The organism is Paenibacillus pabuli NBRC 13638 (genome assembly GCF_001514495.1).
Classification (GTDB): domain Bacteria; phylum Bacillota; class Bacilli; order Paenibacillales; family Paenibacillaceae; genus Paenibacillus; species Paenibacillus pabuli.
Map to the genome: position 1 here is coordinate 20,562 of NZ_BCNM01000006.1, position 23,598 is coordinate 44,159.

19 protein-coding genes are annotated in these 23,598 nt (G+C 49.1%); 15 read left to right on the forward strand and 4 right to left on the reverse strand.

Annotated elements, in window-relative coordinates:
* The first annotated feature begins 37 nt into the window (after positions 1–37).
* The 4 genes from PPA03S_RS10005 to nagZ all read left to right on the forward strand — a co-directional run bounded on the left by PPA03S_RS10005 (position 38) and on the right by nagZ (position 4,847).
* Positions 38–1,147 (forward strand): ABC transporter ATP-binding protein, encoded by a 1,110-nt coding sequence (locus PPA03S_RS10005; protein WP_062322343.1) that lies wholly within the window; start codon positions 38–40, stop codon positions 1,145–1,147.
* Positions 1,148–1,193: 46 nt separating this feature from the next.
* Complete coding sequence (locus tag PPA03S_RS10010) at positions 1,194–1,904, forward strand: hypothetical protein (RefSeq protein ID WP_062322345.1); 711 nt, start codon at positions 1,194–1,196, stop codon at positions 1,902–1,904.
* Complete coding sequence (locus PPA03S_RS10015) at positions 1,904–3,070, forward strand: DUF1343 domain-containing protein (protein ID WP_062322347.1); 1,167 nt, start codon at positions 1,904–1,906, stop codon at positions 3,068–3,070. The genes PPA03S_RS10010 and PPA03S_RS10015 overlap by 1 nt, the downstream gene beginning before the upstream one ends.
* Positions 3,071–3,140: 70 nt before the next feature.
* Positions 3,141–4,847: a beta-N-acetylhexosaminidase gene (gene nagZ, locus PPA03S_RS10020; RefSeq protein WP_062322349.1), complete on the forward strand. Its 1,707-nt coding sequence runs from the start codon at positions 3,141–3,143 to the stop codon at positions 4,845–4,847.
* 82 nt (positions 4,848–4,929) lie between these two features.
* On the opposite strand, the gene PPA03S_RS10025 is transcribed toward nagZ, so the two are convergent.
* Positions 4,930–6,381, reverse strand: coding sequence for a serine hydrolase domain-containing protein (locus tag PPA03S_RS10025; protein ID WP_411835344.1), 1,452 nt, complete (start codon positions 6,379–6,381; stop codon positions 4,930–4,932).
* Between the two features lie 214 nt (positions 6,382–6,595).
* On the opposite strand from PPA03S_RS10025, the gene PPA03S_RS10030 reads away from it, so the two are divergent.
* Both PPA03S_RS10030 and PPA03S_RS10035 read left to right on the forward strand, forming a co-directional pair.
* Positions 6,596–8,569, forward strand: a complete 1,974-nt coding sequence (locus PPA03S_RS10030; RefSeq protein WP_062322352.1) for a methyl-accepting chemotaxis protein — start codon at positions 6,596–6,598, stop codon at positions 8,567–8,569.
* A gap of 418 nt (positions 8,570–8,987) precedes the next feature.
* Positions 8,988–10,205, forward strand: coding sequence for a DUF2087 domain-containing protein (locus PPA03S_RS10035; protein WP_062322354.1), 1,218 nt, complete (start codon positions 8,988–8,990; stop codon positions 10,203–10,205).
* A gap of 68 nt (positions 10,206–10,273) precedes the next feature.
* Here the strand turns inward: PPA03S_RS10035 and PPA03S_RS10040 are convergent, their stop codons facing one another.
* On the reverse strand, positions 10,274–12,274 hold the full coding sequence (locus PPA03S_RS10040; RefSeq protein ID WP_062322356.1) for a methyl-accepting chemotaxis protein: 2,001 nt from the start codon (positions 12,272–12,274) through the stop codon (positions 10,274–10,276).
* 416 nt (positions 12,275–12,690) lie between these two features.
* Between PPA03S_RS10040 and PPA03S_RS10045 the strand changes: the two genes are divergently transcribed.
* The 5 genes from PPA03S_RS10045 to PPA03S_RS10065 all read left to right on the forward strand — a co-directional run bounded on the left by PPA03S_RS10045 (position 12,691) and on the right by PPA03S_RS10065 (position 15,911).
* Positions 12,691–13,365: an AzlC family ABC transporter permease gene (locus tag PPA03S_RS10045; RefSeq protein WP_053780112.1), complete on the forward strand. Its 675-nt coding sequence runs from the start codon at positions 12,691–12,693 to the stop codon at positions 13,363–13,365.
* The gene (locus PPA03S_RS10050) at positions 13,356–13,685 is read left to right on the forward strand and encodes an AzlD domain-containing protein (protein WP_062322359.1); all 330 of its coding nucleotides are present in this window, start codon (positions 13,356–13,358) and stop codon (positions 13,683–13,685) included. The genes PPA03S_RS10045 and PPA03S_RS10050 overlap by 10 nt, the downstream gene beginning before the upstream one ends.
* 95 nt (positions 13,686–13,780) lie before the next feature.
* Positions 13,781–14,584 (forward strand): NAD-dependent epimerase/dehydratase family protein, encoded by an 804-nt coding sequence (locus PPA03S_RS10055; RefSeq protein ID WP_062322361.1) that lies wholly within the window; start codon positions 13,781–13,783, stop codon positions 14,582–14,584.
* Between the two features lie 145 nt (positions 14,585–14,729).
* Positions 14,730–15,389: an SGNH/GDSL hydrolase family protein gene (locus tag PPA03S_RS10060; protein ID WP_062322765.1), complete on the forward strand. Its 660-nt coding sequence runs from the start codon at positions 14,730–14,732 to the stop codon at positions 15,387–15,389.
* A 174-nt stretch (positions 15,390–15,563) separates the two neighbouring features.
* Positions 15,564–15,911, forward strand: coding sequence for a KGG domain-containing protein (locus tag PPA03S_RS10065; RefSeq protein WP_062322363.1), 348 nt, complete (start codon positions 15,564–15,566; stop codon positions 15,909–15,911).
* Positions 15,912–16,020: 109 nt separating this feature from the next.
* On the opposite strand, the gene PPA03S_RS10070 is transcribed toward PPA03S_RS10065, so the two are convergent.
* Positions 16,021–16,353 (reverse strand): hypothetical protein, encoded by a 333-nt coding sequence (locus tag PPA03S_RS10070; protein ID WP_245683564.1) that lies wholly within the window; start codon positions 16,351–16,353, stop codon positions 16,021–16,023.
* 317 nt (positions 16,354–16,670) lie between these two features.
* Between PPA03S_RS10070 and PPA03S_RS10075 the strand changes: the two genes are divergently transcribed.
* Genes PPA03S_RS10075 through PPA03S_RS10085 form a run of 3 tightly spaced genes read left to right on the forward strand, consistent with a single transcriptional unit; the run spans position 16,671 to position 20,101 of the window.
* Positions 16,671–18,602 (forward strand): heparinase II/III domain-containing protein, encoded by a 1,932-nt coding sequence (locus PPA03S_RS10075; RefSeq protein ID WP_062322366.1) that lies wholly within the window; start codon positions 16,671–16,673, stop codon positions 18,600–18,602.
* Between the two features lie 7 nt (positions 18,603–18,609).
* Complete coding sequence (locus PPA03S_RS10080; protein ID WP_062322368.1) at positions 18,610–18,945, forward strand: hypothetical protein; 336 nt, start codon at positions 18,610–18,612, stop codon at positions 18,943–18,945.
* A 13-nt stretch (positions 18,946–18,958) separates the two neighbouring features.
* Positions 18,959–20,101: a glycoside hydrolase family 88 protein gene (locus tag PPA03S_RS10085; RefSeq protein ID WP_062322370.1), complete on the forward strand. Its 1,143-nt coding sequence runs from the start codon at positions 18,959–18,961 to the stop codon at positions 20,099–20,101.
* Between the two features lie 181 nt (positions 20,102–20,282).
* Here PPA03S_RS10085 and PPA03S_RS10090 read toward each other — a convergent pair whose 3' ends face one another.
* Complete coding sequence (locus tag PPA03S_RS10090; protein WP_062322372.1) at positions 20,283–20,894, reverse strand: class I SAM-dependent methyltransferase; 612 nt, start codon at positions 20,892–20,894, stop codon at positions 20,283–20,285.
* 239 nt (positions 20,895–21,133) lie between these two features.
* Here PPA03S_RS10090 and PPA03S_RS10095 point away from each other — a divergent pair, with 239 nt between their 5' ends.
* Positions 21,134–23,479, forward strand: a complete 2,346-nt coding sequence (locus PPA03S_RS10095) for an Ig-like domain-containing protein (RefSeq protein ID WP_245683565.1) — start codon at positions 21,134–21,136, stop codon at positions 23,477–23,479.
* Positions 23,480–23,598 lie beyond the last annotated feature (119 nt).

The following is a 23,598-nucleotide window of genomic DNA, read 5'->3' on the forward strand; positions in this document are numbered from 1 at the left end:
GTTCAGGACAAGCGACAACGTAAAGGGGGATCTACCTATGGCACGCGTGGAGTTTCGCCAAGTGCGCAAAGAATTCAAAGACGATCATAAAGGAACGTTCACGGCTGTGGCCGGCTCGGACTTTGTTATAGAAGATAAGGAATTCGTGGTTTTTGTGGGTCCTTCGGGCTGTGGCAAGACGACGTCACTGCGGATGATTGCGGGACTGGAAAAACAGACGAGCGGTGATATTGTCATCGGGGAACGGGTCGTGAACGACCTGCATCCGAAGGATCGCGATATCGCGATGGTATTTCAGGATTATGCACTTTATCCGCATATGACCATCCGTGAGAATCTGTCCTTTGGTCTGAAAAATCTCAAGAAGCCCAAATCCTATATTGATGAACAGGTACAGAATGCTGCCTCCATTCTGGGGCTGGAGGCGATGTTGGAGCGCAAACCGCGCGAGCTGTCCGGTGGTCAGCGCCAGCGTGTGGCGGTAGGGCGTGCGATCGTTCGTGATCCGCAGGTATTTCTGTTCGACGAGCCGCTCTCCAATCTGGATGCGAAGCTGCGGGTACAGATGCGGGTGGAATTGGGCGAGCTGCATAAGCGGCTCGGTGCCACAATTGTATACGTCACGCATGATCAGGTGGAGGCCATGACACTTGGGGAGCGCATCGTGGTTATGAATCATGGAGATATTCAGCAGGTGGCTTCACCGAAAGAATTGTATGCGAGTCCACGTAATATGTTTGTTGCCGGATTTATCGGTTCTCCGGCGATGAACTTCATTGATGCCCGAATTGAAGGCACGCAGGTTGTCGTGGACGATGCATCATTCACCTTACCAGAGGATGTACTCGCTCGTCTTCAAAGCCATCAAGGCAAGCCGGTGATTATGGGTCTGCGTCCAGAGCATATTTTTGGTGACGATGTCGCTCCGAATATCCCGACAGACCATATGCTGCAGGCGCGGGTTCAAGTTGTGGAGCATCTGGGCTCCGAGAATCTGGTGTATTTCCATTCGGGTGCCCGTACTGTTACGGCCAAGGTTCACCCGGAAACACATGCTTATGTAGGAATGGACAAAAATTTTGTACTGGACCTGCGTAAGGCGCATTTTTTTGACCCGGAGACGGAGCTGGCGATTGGACGGGAATAAGAAACGAGCTGGATGAGGAAGGAACTGCAAGAAAGGGAGTGTGGAGATGCGTAAGCTGAGTGAAGTGTTGGTCAAGTCGGGGGCAGAAATCTATCGGGATATTATTCCGGTGGCCCTGTACAGTGTTATCAGCTCTATCGTGTTGGTGCCTATTCTGATGTTTGCTCCGCTGCCAATCGCAGTGCTGCTGCTGGCCGTGATGTATATGCCAATCCTGTTCGGTGTCAGTTATGCCGTGCATCACAGGCTGGAACGCAAGGAACGCCGCAATGGGTATAAGGATATCTGGAACGGGACGATGAAGGGGTTCATCCCGGGAGGAGCAGTAGGTGTGCTTTTCGCCGTGCTTGGCTTCATTCTCTGGTCAACCTGGTGGTATTACGGCGGACAGGGCGGAATTACAGGTACAGCGGTGAGCATGTTCCAAACGTTCTTTGTCCTTATGGCACTGATGTCACAGTTCTATACCTGGCAGCTTGTTCTGCAAAAGAACATGGGCATCATTCAGGCGATGGGGGAAAGTGTGAAGCTATTCTTCCGCCATCCGGGGTACACGATGGGGGCCTGTTTTCAGGCGCTGTGTCTGATGGCATTGCTAATGCTGACGGTTGTTGGCTTCGGAGCGCTGTTCGCGGGCATGTTTGCCATCTATCAGCATAAGGTCGCCCTTAATGTGCTGGAACCGGAAGAGGAACCTGTCCCATCCGGCGGCAATGACCACCAACATACGGGGTGGATAAGCCAGGGGAATGTGTGATGGGCGCAAGAACTGGAGTTGATCTCTTGTCGGCAGGTCTCTCCCACCTCTGGTTAAAGGATACATGTATTGGCCTGATGACGAACCCCACAGGTATTACGGCTGATTTTGTCTCTACGGTGGATGTTTGTGCCGGATTGGCGGATACGAAGCTTACTGCGCTTTATGCGTGTGAGCATGGGCTGGATGGTGAGCTTCAGGCTGGTGTCCGATTCGGGGACAAGCTGCATCCGCGTCTGGGCATCCCTGTGTTCAGCCTTTATGGGGAACACAAGAAGCCTACGCCTGCGATGCTGGCTGAGGTGGATACGGTGCTGTTTGATATCCAGGATGTGGGCATCCGTTATTACACGTATGCATCAACCTTGTTCCACATGATGAAAGGCTGCGCCGAAACAGGCAAGCGCCTGCTGGTGCTGGACCGTCCCAATCCGCTGGGCGGGGATGTAGTGGAAGGGGGTGTGCTGAGCGAAGGATATGAATCACTCGTTGGCGCTTGGCGTGTTCCTGTCCGCACCGGACTGACGATTGGTGAATTGGCCCTGTTGGTCAACAGTGAGGTGGACGTACCCTGTGAGGTGGATGTAATTGCAATGGAAGGATGGCAGCGCACGATGGAGTTTACCGATTGCGAGCTTCCCTGGATGCTGCCCTCTCCCAACATGCCTACCTTGGACAGTGTACGGGTATATGCGGGTACTTGCCTGTTCGAAGGCACGAATATATCGGAAGGTAGAGGTACGACCCGTCCATTTGAGTGGATTGGAGCACCGTGGGTAGACGGTGAGCGTCTGGCAGAACGCTTTCGGGAACACGAACTGGAGGGAGTGCATGTACATCCGGTGTACATGTCGCCAACCTTCTCCAAACATGCGGGTGAGCTCTGCGGAGGTGTGAGGATTTTCGTGACAGACCGCAGGGCATTCCGGGCGGTAGATACAGGTCTGGTGCTTTTGCATGAACTGGTATCACTCTATCCGGAGCAATTTCGCTGGTTGGAGCCGCCGCAGCCGGGTTCCCGTTATTTTATTGATCTATTGACCGGAGGCAGGAAAGTTAGGGATGTCATTCATGACCGTGAAGAATTAGTACGCTTGATGGAAGCATGGAATGTACAGGCAGAGGAATGGAAGGAACGGCGGAAGCCGTTTTTGCTATACCCATAAAGAGTGAAATTCATCAATAGAATGTCGCCGTAATGTACGGATGATGTTTGTCATGGGGAGGAGGCATGGAATGAGTGGGCCAAAGGAGATATACCCGTTGAAGCTGAAACAGATGACCCTGCGTGAAAAAATTGGACAAATGCTGCTTTGCGGCTTTCATGGCACCGAGGCTGCCGGTGATGTGGATGCTTTTCTGCGAAAGTATCCCATTGGCGGCGTAATCTATTTTGCGCGCAACATCGAGTCACCGGAGCAGGTAGAGCGGCTCTCGTCGGGACTGCAACGGATTGCTGTCGAGAGTGGTCATGTGCCGCTCTGGGTATCCATTGATCAGGAGGGCGGCATGGTAGCCCGGATTACCGAAGGGATTGCCCTGATGCCGGGACAGATGGCGATTGCCGCAGCAGGTTCCATCGAGGATGCATACCAGGCAGCCTATATCAGTGGGGTGGAGCTGAGATCCATGGGCATTAACATGAACTTTGCTCCGGTCCTGGATGTAAACAACAACGCCGCCAATCCGGTAATCGGGGTGCGTTCATTTGGGGAATCACCGCAGTCCGTGGCAGCATATGGGGCCAGGAGCATTGCAGGAGTACAAGATGCTGGCATGTCAGCGACAGCCAAACATTTCCCGGGACATGGGGATACGGACACCGATTCGCATCTGGATCTCCCGGTCATCACCCATGATCGGGAACGGGTAGAGCAGGTGGAATTGATTCCGTTCCGGGCTGCCATAGCGGCAGGTGTCGATGCGATAATGTCGGCACATATTTATTTTCCGGCTCTGGAACCGGAGCGTCTGCCTGTAACACTGTCGCAAGCCGTGTTAAGCGGATTGCTTCGTCAGGAACTGGGTTATGAAGGCATGATCGTGACAGATTGTATGGAGATGGACGCGATTGCTGTCAATTATGGCACTGTCGATGCAGCGGTAATGGCAGTAGAAGCCGGCGCAGATCTGGTGTTGATCAGCCATACAGCTCATCTTCAGGCAGGGGCCTATGAAGCGCTGCTGGCAGCCGTGCAGAGCGGACGAATCAGCGAGGCCCGCATTGATGAATCGGTAACTCGGCTGCTAAAGTACAAGGCCAAACGAGGCCTGCTGAGGCAAGAAATGAACGCAGGTGATCATGAAGTGCGTGGTGGGGTATCAACCCGACTTTCCTCTGAGGCGTCAACTGATCCAGCTCCATTCAAGCGTTCAGAGCGTAACCATCCGTTACACCAAGAGGTGGCTCGACGAATCAGTGAGAACAGCATCACATGGGTGCGGGATCAGCTGAATATGCTGCCTTTGAAACTGGAACGTACGCTGGTCATTACGGTTGCCACATCTGTGACGACGATCGCCGACGAACAGCTGACTCAGGTGGTTACCCTGGGTTCGGCTTTGACACATTGCGGTCTGGATGTTGTGGATATAACGGTCACCCCAGAGGAAGTTGCCATACGTTCTGCCCGTCTGCTCCAGGCTGCGGAAGAGGATGACATTCGCCAGATTGTGGTGGGGACGTATAATGCAGGCAGTGCCTCCGGTGATCCGCAGTGCAGGTTGATCGGCTGGCTGCAGCAATTGGGCAAGCCTCTGGCTGTTGTCGCTTTGCGAAGTCCCTATGATCTGCTGGCAATCCCGGATGTGCAGGTCTATGTGGCTGCGTACGAGAGCAGACCGCTTGCCATGGAGAGCACCGCTCGGGCGCTGATGGGGCATATTCCTTTTGCCGGGAAGCTTCCTGTGTCCATTAAAAAAGCCAACCTGTATTCCGGTTGACCTAATCATACATAAAGGCTGTTCCATAAGTCATGAGCATGACTTATGGAACAGCCTTTTCGCTGTATAGCGAATCAGGTGGTTAGTGCAGATTCAGAGCCTTAGCTGTCTTTTCTTCGACCTCATCCATAAGTGAAGTCATGTCCATACCTGCATGGTTACCGAGCAATATAATTGTAATATCGTCGGATAGATTGCGTGAAAAGGCTGTAGCAAAACCGCCGCCGCTTCCATTATGGAAGACGGTGCGATTTTCATTTTTTTCCTTGAGAATCCATGCATAGCCATAGTTTTTATCCGAATATGGCTTGTACATCTGTTCAATCGTATCCTGACTCAGAATCTGATCGCCGTACAGTGCACGATCCCATTTCAGCATATCGTCCACGGTAGAGTAGATCGTTCCTGAACCCGATTGTGAAACATAATAAGGGGCAGTTACCCACCTGTTATCGTTTGCAACGAATCCGCTAATCGTATGGACCTTGCGGGAGGCTTCACCGGAATTGTTCATGCCCAGTGGCTCCAAAATAGTCTGCTGTACATAATCTGCATAACTCATGCCGGATACTTGTTCAATGACATAAGCGAGCAGGACATAACCGCTGTTGCTGTAAAGATAGGCACTGCCGGGTTCAAATTTTAATGTTTTGTGCCGGATCTCCTCCACGGTTTCTTCCAATGGAGTCCCTTCACCCCGTCCAAATGCAGAGGGGAGACCTGAAGTTTGGGATAACAGCATATGCAGGGTAATCTTGTCACCCTTCGGTATACCGGAAATGTAGTTGGAGATAGGGTCATGGACATCCAGCTTTCCTTTTTCCGCCAAACTAAGAATAGAGGCTGCAGTAAAGGATTTGCTTAGTGAAGCAATCCTGGTCTTCTGATCCGGACGATTCAGCGTCTGTTCATCTGCAAGTCCATAGCCTTGGCGAAGAAGGACTTCACCTTTGCGAGCGATCAGTGCCATACCTGGATAATGTATTTCACGCAAGTAGCCATCTACACTGGCGACTTCATTGTTGAGGAGGCTTACTTTATCCGTTTCAATATCAACGCTCATCTGTCCTGAAGCCATACGTTGCACCTTGATGTCGGCCTTCAGTGCGTTCGCTACGAGTCTTACCGGTACCATCAACGTACCATTCACCGTTCTGGAACTCACACCGGAGTTCAGGCGGACATGGTTGACCTTAATGGATTCGCTGCCAGCCTGATGAACAAGCTTGTCCCGTCCATAGGTGATGGTTGCCGTTTTGGTAGGGGCATTCCACTTCAGAGTACCCTTAACGGAATCAACAACATCTCGAAGCGGTACAAACGTAGTTCCTTTGATGACCAACGGTTGGTTCTTCCATGATTGTTGTTTACCATCAACTTTAACATGAACGGTCTGTTCCAGCGTTGCAGCGGATGCTGCCGCACCAAATTGGCCCAGAACGGGACCAGCAACCAGAATGAGTGCAAATAAAATACGGAAAATGGATGAATAGATAGAGATAACAGGTTGTTTCAGATGGGAATTGCGTAAGATTCAAATCCTCTCCTTCCAATCGTTTCATGGATAACCAGCTTATGAGCATTGTAAACGATCTCGCAGAGAGGGTCAAAACGGGGAAAGAGCCTCATTTTTTATTATCCTAACAGAAATAATAAAATTTCGAATGAATTTAGTATCCATACATAATATTTTCACCGGGTCTGTCCGATAAAAAGATGGGTGAAGATGATGATGGGGGATAGTTATAATGAAGAAAAGGATTCGTAATTGGTTTACATTAACTGTAAAAAAACGCCTGATCGCTGTGTTGCTCCTGTTCCTGATTGTACCGAGCATTAGTGTGGGGTGGTTATCTTATCAAAAAGCAGCAGATCAGGTCAGGGAAGAAATCATTCGTTCTGCCCAGGCGAAAACGGAAATGCTAAGTCTGCAAATTACTCAAATGCTGGATATGGAGAAGGATAACGCAGCGCAGTTTGCCGCGGGTATTACTTCAGCAGATATTATCAATAAATCACCAGCGGTTCAAAGACAGATGGATCGTATGTCCAAGGCACACCAAGAATTAGGTGTATTAACCGCGGGTGCTGAAGATGGCAGCTGGATGAAGTCACCTGATCCCGGACAGCAGATCTATGATCCGCGGGAACGCAGCTGGTATACCATGGGCATGTCAGAAGATGAACCGACTATCTCGGACACGTTCCAATCGGTAACTACGGGGGAATGGGTTGTGACTGCGGCCGCCAAACTGTCCGATGGCAAAGGGGTGTTTGGTGCCAATGTCAGTCTCAACCATTTGAAGGAATCCGTTGATAAGATACATATTGGTGAAAAGGGAAAAATGTATATGCTGGATAATGGCGGGAAGTTCCTGTTCCATTACAAGATCGAATCGGGTGTACAGTCCGATGAAAGCTATATTAATGAGATGTACACAAAAGACACAGGAACCGTAAAGTACACCTATGATGGACAGGAATTAGAAGCTGTATATTATACAAATCCTGCGACTGGTTGGAAAATTGTTGGTGAGATGGTTCCTTCCGAGGCAGCTGATGCGGTCAGACCGATCATGATACGAGCCTTCACTTTGGTAGGGACTTCACTGATCGTTGGTATTGTTCTGCTCATATTCATTATTCGCAGCATCCACCGTCCGTTGTTGCAGTTAACGCAGGCAGCATCCAAAGTAAGTGCTGGGGATCTGACTGTACGGGTGGGACTACAGCGTCGGGACGAGTTCGGGCAACTCGGAGAAAGCTTTGATACCATGACTTCCTCGCTCCGTAACGTTCTTGGAGAAGTGCATGATACGTCGAGCCAATTGGCTGCATCCTCTGAGGAACTGATGGCAAGTTCGGAACAGACATCCAAGGCGACCGAGCAGGTGGCTGAACTGATGCAGGATGCAGCGGCAGGGACGACTAAACAAAACGATAGCCTTGCTGCAACTGGCCAACTTGTAGGTGAGATGTCGATCGGAATCAAGGAAATCTCATCAAGTGCCGAAGACACGGCTCGTATCGCTGTTGAAGCCTCTACCAAGTCTGAAGCGGGCATGGTTACGGTGGAAGAGGCAGTGACTCATATTCAGCAGGTGAATGATGATAGTGAGGCGATGGTTGCGGTCATTCAGGATCTTCGAGCCAAAAATGAAGAGATTCTAGACATCGTGGCCGAGATTACGGCTATTGCCAAACAGACCAATATCCTTGCCTTGAATGCTTCCATTGAAGCATCAAGAGCGGGTGAACAGGGTCGTGGGTTTGCCGTCGTTGCCAATGAAGTGAAGTCGCTGGCTAACAATTCGGGCAGCGCCGCTGAACGAATTAATGAACTGATGCGCGAAATGCAAGAGAAAACAAATGCAGTGCAGTCTACCTTTGCCCGTACAGGGGAGGGAATGATCAAGGGCTCGCAAATGATTACGGAAGCTGGCGAGGCATTCAGAGATATTCGCAACGCTGTACAGTTGGTTGCAGCACAGGCAGGCGAAGTGTCGGCCGCATCCCGTCAGATTGATGGGGGCATGGGTCATGTAACCAAAGCGGTCAATGACACGATTGTTCTATCGGATCAGATTGCCTCAGGAACCGAAGATGGTTCAGCCGCTGCACAGGAGCAGCTCGCTACGATGGAAGAGGTTGCAGCTTCTTCGGCGGCATTGTCCCGTATGGCTGAAGATCTGCAAAACATGATTGAGCGATTCAAGTTATAACCGATGTGCTAACGAACCTGCTGCGCCTTAATCGACGAAATAACGTCTCTGGGATTCGCTAAGATCTCAGTCCTGGGTAAATCGGAGCGAGCAACGTGTGCCGGGTTCATTAGCGTAAAAATAATACTAAAACAAGGGTTGTCCTACGTCATGCTCATGACTTCGGGACAACCCTTTTGGTATTGGAGCGCTCTCGATTCATTTTTATCGATAACATATATAGTCTACTTCAACTTGACAAAAAACAAACAAAACAATATTATATCTATAAATATACAAACAAAAAAACAAATGATTAACGAATAATATATAAAGGGATCATGAATTGTTATCAATGTAAACATCTTTAAATCCTATAAATCCTTTAAAACCATAAAAACCATTAAACCTATTAAATCGAATCCAAGGAGCCAATTCAATGAAATCATCGGAATCGTTGTTGCAAACCGCCTCACTTGAAGAGATCAAGTGCGGATATGTGAAGGAAGAACCTGCATTCATATGTGTCTGCTGTGGCTATAGAACCGAAGCGGGCATTATATACCCGGAAGAAGGCGTACTTTACGAAGCAGAACGTTATATGCGTGTTCATATCGAGAAGACTCACGGATCAGTGTTCGAATATTTGCTGGAGCTGGAGAAAAGTATTACCGGATTGTCCGATGTTCAGCGGGGCATGCTGGGTCAATTTTACGAAGGGAAGAAGGACACCGAGGTGCAGAAGGCGCTCGGAATCGGGAGTGCTTCCACCATCCGCAATCATCGCTTTGTGCTGAAGGAGAAAGAGCGGCAGGCCAAAATTTTTCTGGCACTGATGGAACTGCTCAAGAGCAAGGATACTCATGCGCCTGCAGAGCTGGTGCTGCCTGTGACAAGACATGTGCAGACCATCAACCGGGATCAATTCGAAATAACGGAACAGGATCGGGAGAAGGTGCTGCGCAAATATTTCCCCGAGGGTACAGAGGGACCGTTGACGACTTTTCATATACAGCAAAAACATAAATGGATCGTGCTGACCGAGATAGCCAAACGATTTGAACCCGGACAACAATATACCGAGAAACAGGTCAATGAGCTGTTGAAACAGGTTTATGGCGATTATGTGGAGCTTCGCAGGTATATGATCGACTTTGGCTTGATGAGGCGCGAGGAAGATGGGAGCCAATATTGGCTGGAAAACGCTGGTGATCAGGATGATAAAGGAAAGAAGCAAAGACGTAAAGGAACAGGTTCAGAGTCAGGAGCAGAGAAAGGGGAGCATGAAAAAATGAATCGTCGCAAAGAATTGCAGGAGCAGGCCAAGGAGATCAAAACGGAGGCGGGAGTCTATCAGATCCGCAATGAACGCAACGGGAAAGTGTTTCTTGATAGCACACTGAATCTGAAAACCCTTAATGGTCAGAAGTTTATGCTGCAAATGGGCAGCCACCTCAATCGTCAATTGCAAGCGGAATGGAATGAATATGGGGAAGATGCCTTTGTCATCGAAGTGCTGGAGAAGCTGAAAAAAGAAGACAGCCCGTACTTCGATTCCAAGGACGCATTAGCCAAATTGGTAGACCGCTGGTTCGATCAGCTGGAGCCGTATGGCGACCAAGGCTACCATGGAGATAAAAATGAATCGGATCAATAAGCGTAACTTTATACTGAAAAAACTCCCTTTGCCCTGGTCGGGCAAAGGGAGTTTTGCTTGGGTCCTGTTTATAGCTTGAACTGCTCCACCAGTTTCTGCAGCTTATGGGCCAGATGGGCGAGTGAATCGGCAGATGATGAAATCTCCTGCATGGAAGCAACCTGTTCCTCGGTGACAGCAGAGATATTCTCCGTCCCATCGGCATTGGTTTCCGAGATGATATGAATCTGCTCAATCGATTGAACCACTTCTGCCGTGCTGGCAGACATTTGCTGTGAAGCGGCTGCGATGTTCTCAAGCTGAGAGTTAACGACTCCGACGGCCTGACTAATCTGGGTAAAAGCTTCATCTGCAAACTGAACGGCACGAATGCCGTTGCTTACATCCCTTTTTCCAGCCTGTGCATCTTGATTTGCCCGTAATATCTCCTGTTGAATCGCTCCAACCATCTCCACAATTTTCTGTCCGGATAAACTGGATTGTTCTGCAAGCTTACGAACTTCACTGGCCACCACGGAAAATCCGCGTCCGTGCTCACCCGCTCGTGCCGCTTCAATGGATGCGTTGAGAGCAAGCAGATTCGTTTGGGCGGCGATATCTGTAATGACAGATACCATCTCTCCAATGGATGCAGAGTGTTGCCCGAGTCGCTCAGCGGTCTCTACGGTACGTTGTACAAATTGACTCACGGAGTCCATCTCGGATACGGCTGTCTGCATGGTGTGAGTCCCTTGGTCCGCCAACTCGCTTGCTTGCATGGCCGCTTCGGATACTTGCTGTGTGCTGTTCGTTACCTGTCCAACACCTCCAGCCAATTCGTTCATCTGCTGCGACGTGTACTTCAGACTTGTAGCTTGTTTCTCAATACCTGCTGCCGATTCTTCTGTGATCAAGGCAACCTGTTCTGTTGCTTTTGTCGTCTCGGACGAGTTGATAGCCAGTTGTGCGGAAGATGCGGTTAACTCGTCTGCTGTATGACGCACGTCTTGGATGACGCTGCGCAAGGATTGGCTCATTTTATTAAAGCTGGTACTGAGTTTTCCGAATTCGTCCTGTCCGGTCACCGTAACTTCAATGGCGAGATTACCATCGCTTATTTCATTCGATGCAGTCACCAGACGATTCAGTGGTCGGGTAATGGACTGCACAATCCAGAAAATAATGATGGAGCTTACGACAATAGCAATAGCTATAACGATAAGAGTGGTATACAGAATAGGACGGACGGATTCGGTCACTTCATTGTTATCAATGACACCTACCACGGTCCAGCCCGTTGTTTCATTTGTTGCAAAGAAGGCATGTTCCTGGGTGCCATGTAGCGAATAATCTAAACTTCCATTTTTCTGTTCAAAAATGGTTTTATAGGGTTCCATCGTCCCTTCAGTTCCCGGTTTTTCGGTAGGGTGCACGATGATTTTATTGGCGTTATCGATGATATAGATATAGCCTTTTTTTCCGATTTTGGTTGTATTAACCGTCTGGGACAGGCTTTCAAGCGACAGGCTCACAGAGACAACGCCATGACCATCGGCTGAAGTCTGGGCTACCGAAGCAACAACTTTGCCGGTATTGCTTGATATGTAAGGCGTGATTACAGTGGGGGTGTTTTTGTTCTGAGTGGCAGCCTGATACCAAGGGCGCTCGCGTGGGTCATATCCAGCCTTGTTCACCGCGGTTACAGGGGAATTGATATAGACGCCTTGGTCGGTACCGATGGAGGCCAGTTCGACGTCAGTATGTGTTTCCTTGTAGGCATCAAGCAGGGTACGAATCGTCTCTGTTTCATCCCCCTGTTTCGGTCCGACGTTGCCAGCATCCAGCTGACTCGCCAGAAAATCAACATTTTTACGCGTGGCTCCAATGATCTGATCAATGGTTTGATTCAATACATTTACACTGCTGCTCGCATTTTCGTACATTTTGTCCTCGACCTTGCCCTCAGCTGTTTTGAACGAGATTATTCCCAGACTGATTGTCGGAATGAGCAATACAATGGCAAAGGACAAAATCAGTTTTTCTCTCATCTGTAATGTTCTTGCAGTCACGCGGTTACGCATCTTCTTCATACACATTCCCCCTCGATAGATCCCATCCCTCGTCTGATGGACAAGTCATTCTGGAAACAGATAGTTCATTCCATCCTTTCCAGATGTTTCTGGTGCTATCGTATGACAAAATTCGAGTTTATTCAACATGAATTATGGGTTTTATGAAAATATTTTTGGAGATACATAGGTATTTTGGATTATATCTGTTCTGTGAAAGGAAATCTGTCTCTCCACGGATATCTCATCTTGTGGTATATTTCTGAATTAATGTAACGATCACGTATGTTCATGGGCAAGTTGTATTCATACGAGAATGAATTTGGTTCCGCCACAAGCGGAGTGTACTGGAGAGGGGATGCACCGAATTGGATAAATCCATATCACTGACATCCGGACCCGCGGGCACGGAAGAGGTGCAGGATGAAGCTGCATTTATGCAAGGGGTCAAGGACTGTATTCCAACACTGCTTGGGTATCTAAGTATTGGTTTTGCAGCGGGTGTCATTGAAATGACGGCAGGCCTAAGTTTGGCGGAAACGGCTTTGCTTAGTCTGATTCTATACGCTGGATCAGCCCAGTTTATTGCTGCTGGCATGCTGGCATCGAATGGGTCAGCGACGGCCATTATTTTCACCATATTTTTCGTGAATCTTCGTCATCTGCTGCTTAGTGCAGCCGTATCACCGTACTTTCGTCATCTGACACCACTTAAAAATATGTGGATCGGCTCTCTGCTTACCGATGAGTCCTTTGGGGTAGCGATGACGCGAGCGATTGGCCGTAAAACGCTAAGTGAGCGCTGGATGCACGGGCTGAACATTACAGCATATCTGAACTGGTTTGTGGCGAATATGGCGGGGGCTTACTTTGGACGCTGGATAACCAATCCCGAGCGGCTTGGGCTTGATTTTGCCCTGCCTGCAATGTTTATTGGTCTGGTTGTACTTCAGCTGATGCAGCGCAAAAATAAAAAATTACACATCAATGTGGCGATTATCGCCGTTGTCTGTGTAATCTTCGCCAGCATGGCTTCGCTTGGCAGCATGAGTGTCATTGTGGCTGCGGTCATTGCGGCAACGATGGGAGTAGTGATGGAACGATGGAAGTAAGATGGGATGTATTCTGGATTATTATGGGTTCGGCCATGTTAACATTCATCCCGCGCGTATTACCGCTCATGCTGTTCAGTAAGATACAGATTCCGATGTGGCTGTTACGCTGGCTTGAATATGTACCTGTGGCAGTCATGGCGGCGCTGATCGGTCAGGAACTGTTTATGGCGGACAACCAGTTGGTTCCGATTACGCATAATGCGGCCCTGTGGGCTTCACTGCCTACGATTGCAGTGGCCATCTGGACCCGCAGTTTGCTTGGGACCGTACTTGTGGGAATGGTTGCGATGATGATTTTGCGGTACCTGATGGGTTAAATATGGGGGCCTTTATTGGATCAGGTAAATCCTTTGCTCTAACGGTTAATAATGTCTATAAGATCGTGGTAAATAGAGCGAAGGGAGTTAGATCCATGAGCAAATCGAAGCATAGAATATTGATTACGGGAGCAGCGGGAGTCATTGGTCGCAGCCTGCTGGAGGGACTGAGGGAAAAGGGCAAGTATGACATTGTGGCTGCCGATCTTCATGATGATCCTCAATCAGGCATTGTAGCGATGGATGTGACCGACGGAGAACGACTGAAAGAGCTGATGCAGGGGGTTCAGACGGTGCTGCACATTGCATGGGCGAAGGATGAAGAAGATTTTCTGGGCAAAGTTCTGCCAATCAACGTAACAGGAGCCTACCATGTGTATGAAGCTGCGCGGCTACATGGTGTACAGCGGGTTATTTTTGCGAGTTCTAATCATGCGACAGGGTTTTATCCAACCGGAGAGGATATCGAAGTGGATGATCCGTATCGGCCCGACAGTTTCTATGGACTCAGCAAATGTTATATCGAGCTGCTTGGACGGTATTACGTGGATAAATATGGCCTGTCGTCATTCAACATTCGAATAGGCAACTTCTCGGGTGATGCACATCCGCATTCGGAGCGCTCCGCACACATTTGGATCTCACCGAGAGATATGGTACAGCTTGCCGAATGCTGCATTGAGGCAGATTCAAGCCTGAAATATGTTAATCTGTATGGAACTTCAGCCAATACGGATAATTATTATGATATTGGATATCTGGAACAGAAGATTGGATACCGCCCGGAGGATGATGCAGCAGAGCTATGGGCGGAAGCGAAACGTAAGGGAGCACCGGATAAGCAGGACGAGACGGAATATCAGGGCGGAGGATATGTCGCGAAGGAACCGAAATCCTGAAATCTTAAGATCCTTGAAAAATGCGGAGAGTTAACTGAAACGTTTCGTTCTGAAAACGCTATTTTCTATTGCGTCCGAAAGGGATAAAATGGAGACTGAAAGATAGAGGTTTTCATTTTACATACAGGAAGGAACGGTTTTGATTATGAGTAAAACACATTCATCCGTTATACTTTTTCAGGGAGATTCCATTACAGACGGGGGAAGATCGCGCAATGATGATCCGAATCATGTTCTCGGGCATGGCTATGCGTATCTGATCTCAAGCAAACTGGGTGTGGAACTGGCAGCCAAGCAGCCAACGTTCTATAACAGAGGAATTAGCGGGGATCGCGCTTCCGATCTGTATGCACGCTGGAACGAGGATACCTATAGTCTGAAGCCGGATCTGATCAGCATTCTGATCGGTGTGAATGATGCCTGGCGCACGATCAATGGTGAACCCAGTGGGGTGACGGACCGTCTTGGACGCGCATATCGTCATTTGCTGGAGGAGACGCGCGAGGTGATGCCGAAAGCCGGGCTGGTTTTAATGGAGCCGTTCATTCTTAAAACCGGTGCTACAGTGGAGCGTTGGGATGCTTGGCAGGAACGTATCGGGCAGTATCAGCACCTTGTAGGGGAACTTGCCACAGAATTCGGTGCGGTACTGGTTCCATTGCAGGATGTGTTTAATCAGGCCACTGAAAAGGCAGAGGCATCCTATTGGTTGTGGGATGGTGTGCATCCAACGGCGGCAGGTCATGAGCTTATCGCGCGTCAGTGGTTGTCTGTTGTACAGGGAAGTTCGCTTAAAATCCAATAAAATGCAGCATGGGGTCTGTACAGATCCTGTGCTCTTTTTTACATAACGAAAATACAAATAAATAATTTAAAGAAAAATGACATATTTTGAATATATATGTTTTATTCCCAAATGAGAGGGTGATTAAAAAGCGTAGCACACTATACTCAATACCCGATAAGGAGTGAATTCAAAATGGCACAGAATAACCAAAACGGAAAAATGAGCCGTGAAGAAGCAGGACGTAAGGGTGGAGAAGCAACCTCCAAGAATCATGATCAGGAGTTCTACCAAGAGATTGGCAGCAAGGGCGGAGAGGCAACTGCGAAGAACCATGACAAAGATTTTTATCAGGAGATTGGCAGTAAGGGTGGGGAAGCAACTTCGAAATCCCACGACCGTGAGTTCTATCAAGAGATTGGACGAGAGGGCGGAAGCGCCCGGGGCAATAATGATGGAAACGATGATCAAGATGGCAAAATGAGCCGTGAAGAGGCAGGACGCAAGGGCGGACAAGCCCGGTCCCGTAATCGCAATAACTAATTGAATGATATATAAGCATCATATAGTTCAAACGAAGAAGGCCAGATCTCACCTGTGGAAAAGGGTGAGTCTGGCCTTGTCGTTTTTTTCACGGTTGTGCACGAAAAGGTTAGGCAATATGTGGTTCAAGTGCTTGACGATAACTGAACAGGGATTCATCAATGATGGTACGCAAGAAAACAGGGTCCATATCAAAAAGCAGGGATTCTGCGTAACGCCAGGCATTTTCTTCAATACGCAGCCGAATCTCGGCTTGTTCTGAAGCTGTAAGTGGTCCATCCAGAAGGTTAGACAAATCCACCAATTCCACATCCTCGGCATGTCCCAGTTCATGAGCCAGAATGACATAAATATAGGCCTTTAATGGAGCCAGCGAGCCGAACAGCATTCGGCATTGCTCCATAATTTCTTTTTTATATAGATACACGGTGTGGCTTCCCATGTGATATTTACCACCGACGAGACGACTGTCCGGAAAATGGGGCTCAACCTGGACGAATGCACGGCTATCAGAGCGATGCAGCAGTTCAGTTACAGCCTGATTAAATAATTCAGTATTCAGTATGGTTCACCTGTCCTCATAATGGAATAAAATACATAGGCAATGAGTACCGACAACCCTATTACGAGAAAAATGTCTGAAAAGTTTCATTTATTTTCATTATTTATTTTTTTATACAACATTCATCCGAACTCCCTTCATTTTTACTAAACGATGGGCTAAAATGAAATCGGTTACAAAAATAGGGAGGAATTCTCATGACCGTTCACCCTGGATGGAATTGGACGACGGATCATATCTTGATGGTTCTGAGACATGGAGCTTCTAATGGTCTGGAGTATATCTATCGTTGGAAAGACAGATTGGCTAACACGTTGAATGATCCCGACTATGCCTCCTTCTGGTCAGATCTGAAAGTATATGAGCAGACAGCGAGTGCGGAGAACCTGCCTGAGTTATCTTTTTCCCTGTATCGCCAATTCAGGGAGACAGGTGAACGCCAAGCGTATGAGCTGGCCTATTTCGAGCGGCGCGGGAGGCTCGCTGCATTGGGGCTACTTGCTGCGGCATCGCCATCAGTCGAGCGTCTGCAATTGCTGGAAGACCTGATCTGGAGTGTCTGCAGCGAGCACACCTGGTGTCTGGCCGCACATGTACCTGAAGGGAAAGAAGAGGACGCAAGAGAACACATCGACCTGTTCGCTGCAGAAACAGCACAAACGTTAGCAGAGATGATCATCATGTTGAGTGATGTTTTGGATGAACGTGTGGTTCGGGTAGTGAGGGCTGAGATCGAGTGCAGGATATTCAACCCGTTGTATCGGAAGCAGCGGATATTTGGTTGGGAGAACGCAGAGCACAATTGGTCAGCGGTGTGCAGCAGCAGCTGCGGGATTGCGGCTCTCCTTCTGTTGGAAGATGAACATATCAGGGCCAAAGCCGTGCAGCAGACCATTCATTCCATGAATGCTTTCTTGAAGGGTTACGGGATGGATGGGGGATGTGCTGAAGGTATAGGCTACTGGGTTTACGGGTTCGGTTTTTATACCTATTTAGCAGAGATGCTGAGAATATTCAGTGCAGGAGAACTGGATATGCTATCCGATCCCAAAACGAGAGCGATCGCTGCTTTTCCCGGAAATATTCACTTGTCAGACGGGGTGTTTGTGAATTTTTCGGACAGTCGCGAGCGGGAGACCATTCCGCCCGGCTTACTTTCTCTATTGTCGGAGCGGCAGCAGATTCAATTCAATGTGGAGCTGTGTATACCCCTTCTGACAGAGGACCCCTGCCGCAGGTGGGCTCATGCTCTGCGCAATGTGCTCTGGAGTAATCCAGCTATATATAGGAGGGAGGGTGAATCAGAGCTGCCGCCAGCCCCAGTTTATCTGGACGACCTGTCATGGGGTGTAGCCCGAGGAATACTGGCAGCGGGAGAACAAAAGGAAATGATTGCAGCTTTTGCCGTAAAGGGTGGTCATAACGCAGAGCCCCATAATCATCATGATCTGGGACACTTTATTATTCATGGCGGCGGAGAAAATATTCTCTGTGACCCGGGTTCAGGCGAGTATACTCAGGCCTATTTCGCACCCGGGCGGGAAAGCATTTTCCAAATTGGCCCTCAGGGGCATAGCGTTCCGGTCATTGAAGGAACGGTTCAACATTCCGGGCGGCAGGCAGAAGCCAGGGTACTGTATACCAAGCAATCGACGCCGCAAGGGATAGAGATCGCATTTGATTTGACGTCGGCATACCCAGAGGCACCAACACTGGCGAGGTATATCAGGCGTTTGAGCTGGAACGGCCCCTCTGGAACCACCGAAGCGGAGCTTCTCCTTGAAGACCAGTATCAGTGGCAGCAGCCTTCTGGTACGCGCAACAGAGAGCATTTGATTGAAAAGCCGCCGTCAGTCATTGAGTATTTTATGAGTCGAATTCATCCTGTCATGCAGGAAGAAAGGGTCCAGTGGGCAGGGAACAAGGCGGTAGTAACGATGCAATATGATGCTGACCTCTGGGATGCACAGGTGGAAGAGGTAGAGACTGTGGATCACGATCACCAGCGCCAAATATTTTATCGCTTGGCACTATCCTTGCGGCAAATGGCTAATGAAGAGGGGATTTCCCGGGATCACTCCGTACAAGAGACGTGGTGCAGATTGAAATTCTTCATCCATCCAAAGTAAGGACCCATTGGCCGGACTGCAGTCACTTCGGACGTATTATACGCAGCAGCCGGGTTTGTTAACGGTCACGTATGAGTTTGAGGGAGAGATTGAAGCCGCCGGAGCTGTGATACCGCTGATGTACAGCGATGGTGAGGAACAGGCTGTCATCACGGTCTCCAGTGATCATGTTCGCTGTGAATTTTGTGGAGCTTACGTCGAATCAACCGTGCTTGATGAAGAAGCGGAGATTCAACTTCAAGACCATACTGTGGCTTCTCGAAATGGAGTATTAAAGGAAGCTCGAATGATCGTGAGCGGCAGTCAGCGGATTACGTTTACAGTTCGTATGGGCAGGATTTGAAAAAGAGGAGGCAATGCTCGTGAATACATCAATATCGGTAACATGGGTTGAAGAAGCATGGCGGCAGGGAGCGGCCAAAATCATTCGCAATGCGCAGCGCATCAAGGATACCTTTCCGCACACTTCTTCGCAGGGCATGTATGATCAGAATGATCCCGAATGGTGGACAGCAGGCTTCTGGCCGGGATTGTTATGGCTTGTCTATGGGGAAGCTCCCGAAAGTGAAGCAGTGGCTCCGTTATACCGTTTTGCTGAAAGTTGTGAGCGGCAATTGGAAGGGTGTCTGCGTGATCCCGAATCGGTCGATCACGATCTCGGGTTCATCTGGCTGCTTAGCGGTGTAGCCAACTACCGCCAGACCGGCAGCGCAGATGGTCGGCGGCGGGGATTGCTCGCCGCCAATCTGCTCGCTGCCCGCTTCAACGTGCGCGGTCAGTTCATCCGCGCCTGGAACTTCAGCTCGCGAGCAATGGATACGCGCGGCGTAGCTATCATTGACAGCATGATGAACCTGCCGCTGCTCTACTGGGCATCCGAGCAGAGCGGGGACCCTCGCTTCCGCTGCCTGGCGGAAGCGCATGCGGACACCGTGGCGCGCGAATTCGTCCGCGCTGACGGGTCCATCTGCCACGTGGTGGAGTTCGATCCACTCACGGGGCAGAAGCTGCGGGAGCATGGCGGGCAAGGCCATGCTCCAGGTTCCGCCTGGGCGCGGGGCACCGCCTGGGCGCTGCACGGGTTCGCGCTGTCTTTCCGGTACACGGGCGAAGCCCGTTATCTGGAGACAGCGGAGCGGGCGGCCGATATCTTCCTCGCCATGCTTGGCGAAGAGATCGTGCCGGTGTGGGATTTCCGCGCACCTGCCGAGCATCAGGTGGCGTGGGACTCGTCCGCTTCGGCGATTGCCGCAAGCGGCCTGTTGGAGCTGGCGAAGCTGTCGCCGCGCGGGGAAGAATATGCAGCCGCGGCGGAGCGTATCCTCCGCGGATTGCATGAGAACTACAGCTCCGGCGAGACCGCAGCGGAGGAAGGACTGATCATGCAGGGTACTGTGCATTATCCAGAGGGTCGTGGCTTGAATGTGCCGATTATCTATGGCGATTATTTCTATATGGAGGCGCTGGCGAAGCTGCGTGGTCGTCCGGGTTTATTTTAAGCGGAAGGGGAACAGGAACTTCATACACCGAACCGTATGTATGCGCGGGCATGAGTATGCAATTCGCCTTCGCTTTATAACTGTCCGAGTGTGCCTGCCTCCATGTTGGAATTCACATTCCTTTGTTGGAGGCGGAGCACACTTCAGAATAAAGGTTACAGACCGTTAGACTAGATACTGTTTATTTTCCGACCGAAGGAGTACGCCTCAGGATGACAAAATCAGCCGAAGATTGATCCGGATACCGCTGCGGAATAATCTCTTGTACTTTGAAATCGGGATAATCGAACAAATAATGGAACAAGTTTCGGTCCTGGATCGTACGGATCCCCGGATTATCGTTTGCTTTCAATCGAGTATATAGTACGACCCACTCTGCCGAAGCGTGCAGGATGTCGTAGAGCGTACTGCGAAAATCGGTTTCATCCGTAATATGGTACAGCACATCGAGACATACGGTGAGATCGGCTTGCAGGAAACCACGGTTAATCCATAGGCCCGGTGTATATAACATGAAACTTTTGGAGGAATCATTGGCAAACTTGGACGCACAGAGCCGCACCGAGGATGCCGCCACATCGACGCCCAGATACTCGCTATAGTTCATATACTGCAACTGATTGCCATCCCCGCAACCAAACTCAATGACACTGGTAATGTTCTCGCGTTGAATCAGCCCGTTGACTACCTCTGCCTTAAATTCAGCAAGTACGCCATACGAACCTCTACCTGATGTTTCACCCGATCGATACGTTTGCTCCCAATATTCTTTGTAATCAAAAGGCTGACTCATTTGTTTCCCCCGATCATAGGAAATGCAATTCAGAATAGCTGTTATACATAGATTATGCGGAATAACGGCGGGTATGAATCCATTAAAATCAGACAGATAACGGAATGAATTTCCACTAATTTTCCTGAAAATGACCTGAAAGTCTAAACATCTGGAAAGAACTTGCCGACATTAAATCTAAGGAACAAAATGAAACGAATCGGAGGGAAATGATGTTAAAGCCAAGATTGACCAAGTACATGGTGATGATGCTGGTATTGGTGCTGAGTATTTCCAACGTAGGCTTGGCCGCTGCGGCAGATAAAGAACTGTCCAAAATTGTAGTTTCCAAAAATGAGTTGTCGCTCGAAGTGGGTGATTCCAGTTCGGTCACGGTGACAGGAGTATATACCGATAATACATCGGCAAACGTAACCATCAGTTCTTCCTGGAGTAGCAGTGATACTTCGATAGCGACTGTATATAATGGTGCCATTACTGCCAAAAAGGAAGGCACGGCAACCATTACAACTTCGTATCTGACTCAGAGTCAGACGGTTCAGGTGAATGTAACCAAAAAGGTCAAAGCCCTGTCCAAAAACGTGCAGTCGTTGGACTTGCGCACAGGAGATAGCAAAGACATTATTTTGACGGCAACCTACAGTGATAACACGACCAATGCCGAAGCCTCCAAAGTTGCCGAGTGGTCATCCGATGACGAGAAAGTGGCAACGGTTGTGAATGGTAAAGTTACGGGACAGAGTGCCGGTACGGCCGTTATCACAGGTAAAGTAGGCAGTCAAAGTGTGACTGTGGATGTGAACGTTGAGGTTGTTAAACGTGTGGATGTGGACAAGAAAACAGTCAATCTGTTATTGAACAAAAGCGAAAGTGTAACATTGACAGCCACCTATCCAGACGGCACAACCAAAGATGTAACGGATCTGGCGGAGTGGACGTCAAGTAACGAAAAAGTAGCAGATGTGATAAAAGGTGAGATCACAGGATACTCGGCAGGTTCTGCCAAGATCACAGCCAAATATGGAACGAAGTCTGTATCCGTAGATGTGGACGTCGATCTGACAAGCAAACTGAGTGTGGAAAAACAGAGCATTTTCTTCCGCTTGAGCGGGCCCACTAAAACAGCAGATGTAGTATTGACCGCCTCTTACCCGAATAGCGCTGATGTGAATGTCACGGATCAAGCGACATGGACATCCAGCAATGAGAAGGTTGCGACAGTCTTCAAGGGACAAGTTACTGCGATTGGTGCAGGTTCAACAACAATCAAGGCAACGTATAGCGGCAAAACCGTGGAAATAGCTGTCGATGTAGATACAGCAAGATACCTGGATATTGCCGGTATCGAAGATAAACTGGCCATGAGTGTTACGGGTGATAACAAAACCAAGAAACTGGTAACTAATGCTGAATATATTGACGGAAGCAAAGAAGACGTAACCTCCAAAGCAACATGGACTTCAAGCAACGCAGATATCGTTTATGTATCAAACGGAGAACTGATCGCATACAAGTCAGGAACAGCGACCATCACTGCCGCATACGGCGGTAAAACCGTTAAATTTACAGTGAATGTAGACGTGGCGGACAAGTATGAATTGGATAAGAAAAAAGCCTCGGTAGCTGTTAAAGGTACTTTGTCTGTGAAAGTGCTGGCTGTCTACGGTGAGACGTCCAAAGACGTATCCGAAGACGCAACGTGGAACAGCAGCAGCGACAAAATCGCTGAAGTGGATAGCAAGGGTGTGGTAACGGGTATTGCAACAGGTAAGGTTACCATTACAGCGAAAATCGAAGGCAAAACGTTAACGCTGCCTGTTGAAGTAGGCATGGCGAGCGGACTGGAAGCCGATCTAAACTTTGTGGTGTTATCCGCCAAGGAAACACAGCAAATTGTGCTAACGGCAACCGATGAGGATGGATTAACACAGGATGTATCCTCGGAAGCCACATGGAAATCAAGCAACACACGCGTAGCGGATGTGAAAAAAGGCGTGATCACAGCGAACAGCAGTGGTAAAGCTAACATTACGGCTGAGTATGGTTCCCAAAAAGTGACGATTCAGGTTGAAGTGGACGTCATTTCTCGCATCGAAGCATCCGAACCGGTGCTTTCCCTGAAATCGGGGGATACAGCGGATCTTAAAGTTGTTGCATATCTGAGCGACGGTAGCGAACGTGATGTTACGGATAAAGCTGAATGGAAAACCAATAGTTATAAGGTAGCTCAAGTGACTAAGGGTAAAGTGAAAGCACTCAGTTCAGGTAAAGCGAAAATTACAGCCAAGTACGGCAGCAAATCTGTAACGGTTGCCGTTGAAGTGGATACACTGAAATATTTGCAGACCGATAAGGTGACCCTCACCATGAAGGCTGGGGACAAGGTAACCGTGGTCGCCACGGCAACCTATGCGGATGGCAGTGAAGCGAATGTATCCAAACCGGCGCTCTGGAAATCTTCCCGTATTGCGACAGCATCGGTGAAGGATGGCATCATCCAGGCCAACGGTAAAGGTAAAGCAACGATTACCGTGTCTTATGCAGGTGTAAAAACCAAAGTAACGGTAGTGGTTGAAGCGAAATAATATCTTCAAGTACGAAGGCGAGATTAACAATTCTATGTGCGGTGATGACAGCTTAAATGCTGGCGTCACCGTTTTTTCATAGGGAAATAGATATAAAAACTAATAATACGAAAAAGAAA

Coding starts and splice junctions, on each gene's coding strand:
- nagZ (WP_062322349.1), top strand. CDS start 3,141: ATGAGTGGGCCAAAGGAGATATACCCGTTGAAGCTGAAACAGATGACC.
- PPA03S_RS10065 (WP_062322363.1), top strand. CDS start 15,564: ATGGCACAGAATAACCAAAACGGAAAAATGAGCCGTGAAGAAGCAGGA.
- PPA03S_RS10035 (WP_062322354.1), top strand. CDS start 8,988: ATGAAATCATCGGAATCGTTGTTGCAAACCGCCTCACTTGAAGAGATC.
- PPA03S_RS10060 (WP_062322765.1), top strand. CDS start 14,730: ATGAGTAAAACACATTCATCCGTTATACTTTTTCAGGGAGATTCCATT.
- PPA03S_RS10090 (WP_062322372.1), bottom strand. CDS start 20,894: ATGAGTCAGCCTTTTGATTACAAAGAATATTGGGAGCAAACGTATCGA.
- PPA03S_RS10015 (WP_062322347.1), top strand. CDS start 1,904: ATGGGCGCAAGAACTGGAGTTGATCTCTTGTCGGCAGGTCTCTCCCAC.
- PPA03S_RS10045 (WP_053780112.1), top strand. CDS start 12,691: ATGCAAGGGGTCAAGGACTGTATTCCAACACTGCTTGGGTATCTAAGT.
- PPA03S_RS10095 (WP_245683565.1), top strand. CDS start 21,134: ATGGTGATGATGCTGGTATTGGTGCTGAGTATTTCCAACGTAGGCTTG.
- PPA03S_RS10040 (WP_062322356.1), bottom strand. CDS start 12,274: ATGAAGAAGATGCGTAACCGCGTGACTGCAAGAACATTACAGATGAGA.
- PPA03S_RS10010 (WP_062322345.1), top strand. CDS start 1,194: ATGCGTAAGCTGAGTGAAGTGTTGGTCAAGTCGGGGGCAGAAATCTAT.
- PPA03S_RS10005 (WP_062322343.1), top strand. CDS start 38: ATGGCACGCGTGGAGTTTCGCCAAGTGCGCAAAGAATTCAAAGACGAT.
- PPA03S_RS10075 (WP_062322366.1), top strand. CDS start 16,671: ATGACCGTTCACCCTGGATGGAATTGGACGACGGATCATATCTTGATG.
- PPA03S_RS10050 (WP_062322359.1), top strand. CDS start 13,356: ATGGAAGTAAGATGGGATGTATTCTGGATTATTATGGGTTCGGCCATG.
- PPA03S_RS10055 (WP_062322361.1), top strand. CDS start 13,781: ATGAGCAAATCGAAGCATAGAATATTGATTACGGGAGCAGCGGGAGTC.
- PPA03S_RS10030 (WP_062322352.1), top strand. CDS start 6,596: ATGAAGAAAAGGATTCGTAATTGGTTTACATTAACTGTAAAAAAACGC.
- PPA03S_RS10070 (WP_245683564.1), bottom strand. CDS start 16,353: ATGGGAAGCCACACCGTGTATCTATATAAAAAAGAAATTATGGAGCAA.
- PPA03S_RS10085 (WP_062322370.1), top strand. CDS start 18,959: ATGCTCGTGAATACATCAATATCGGTAACATGGGTTGAAGAAGCATGG.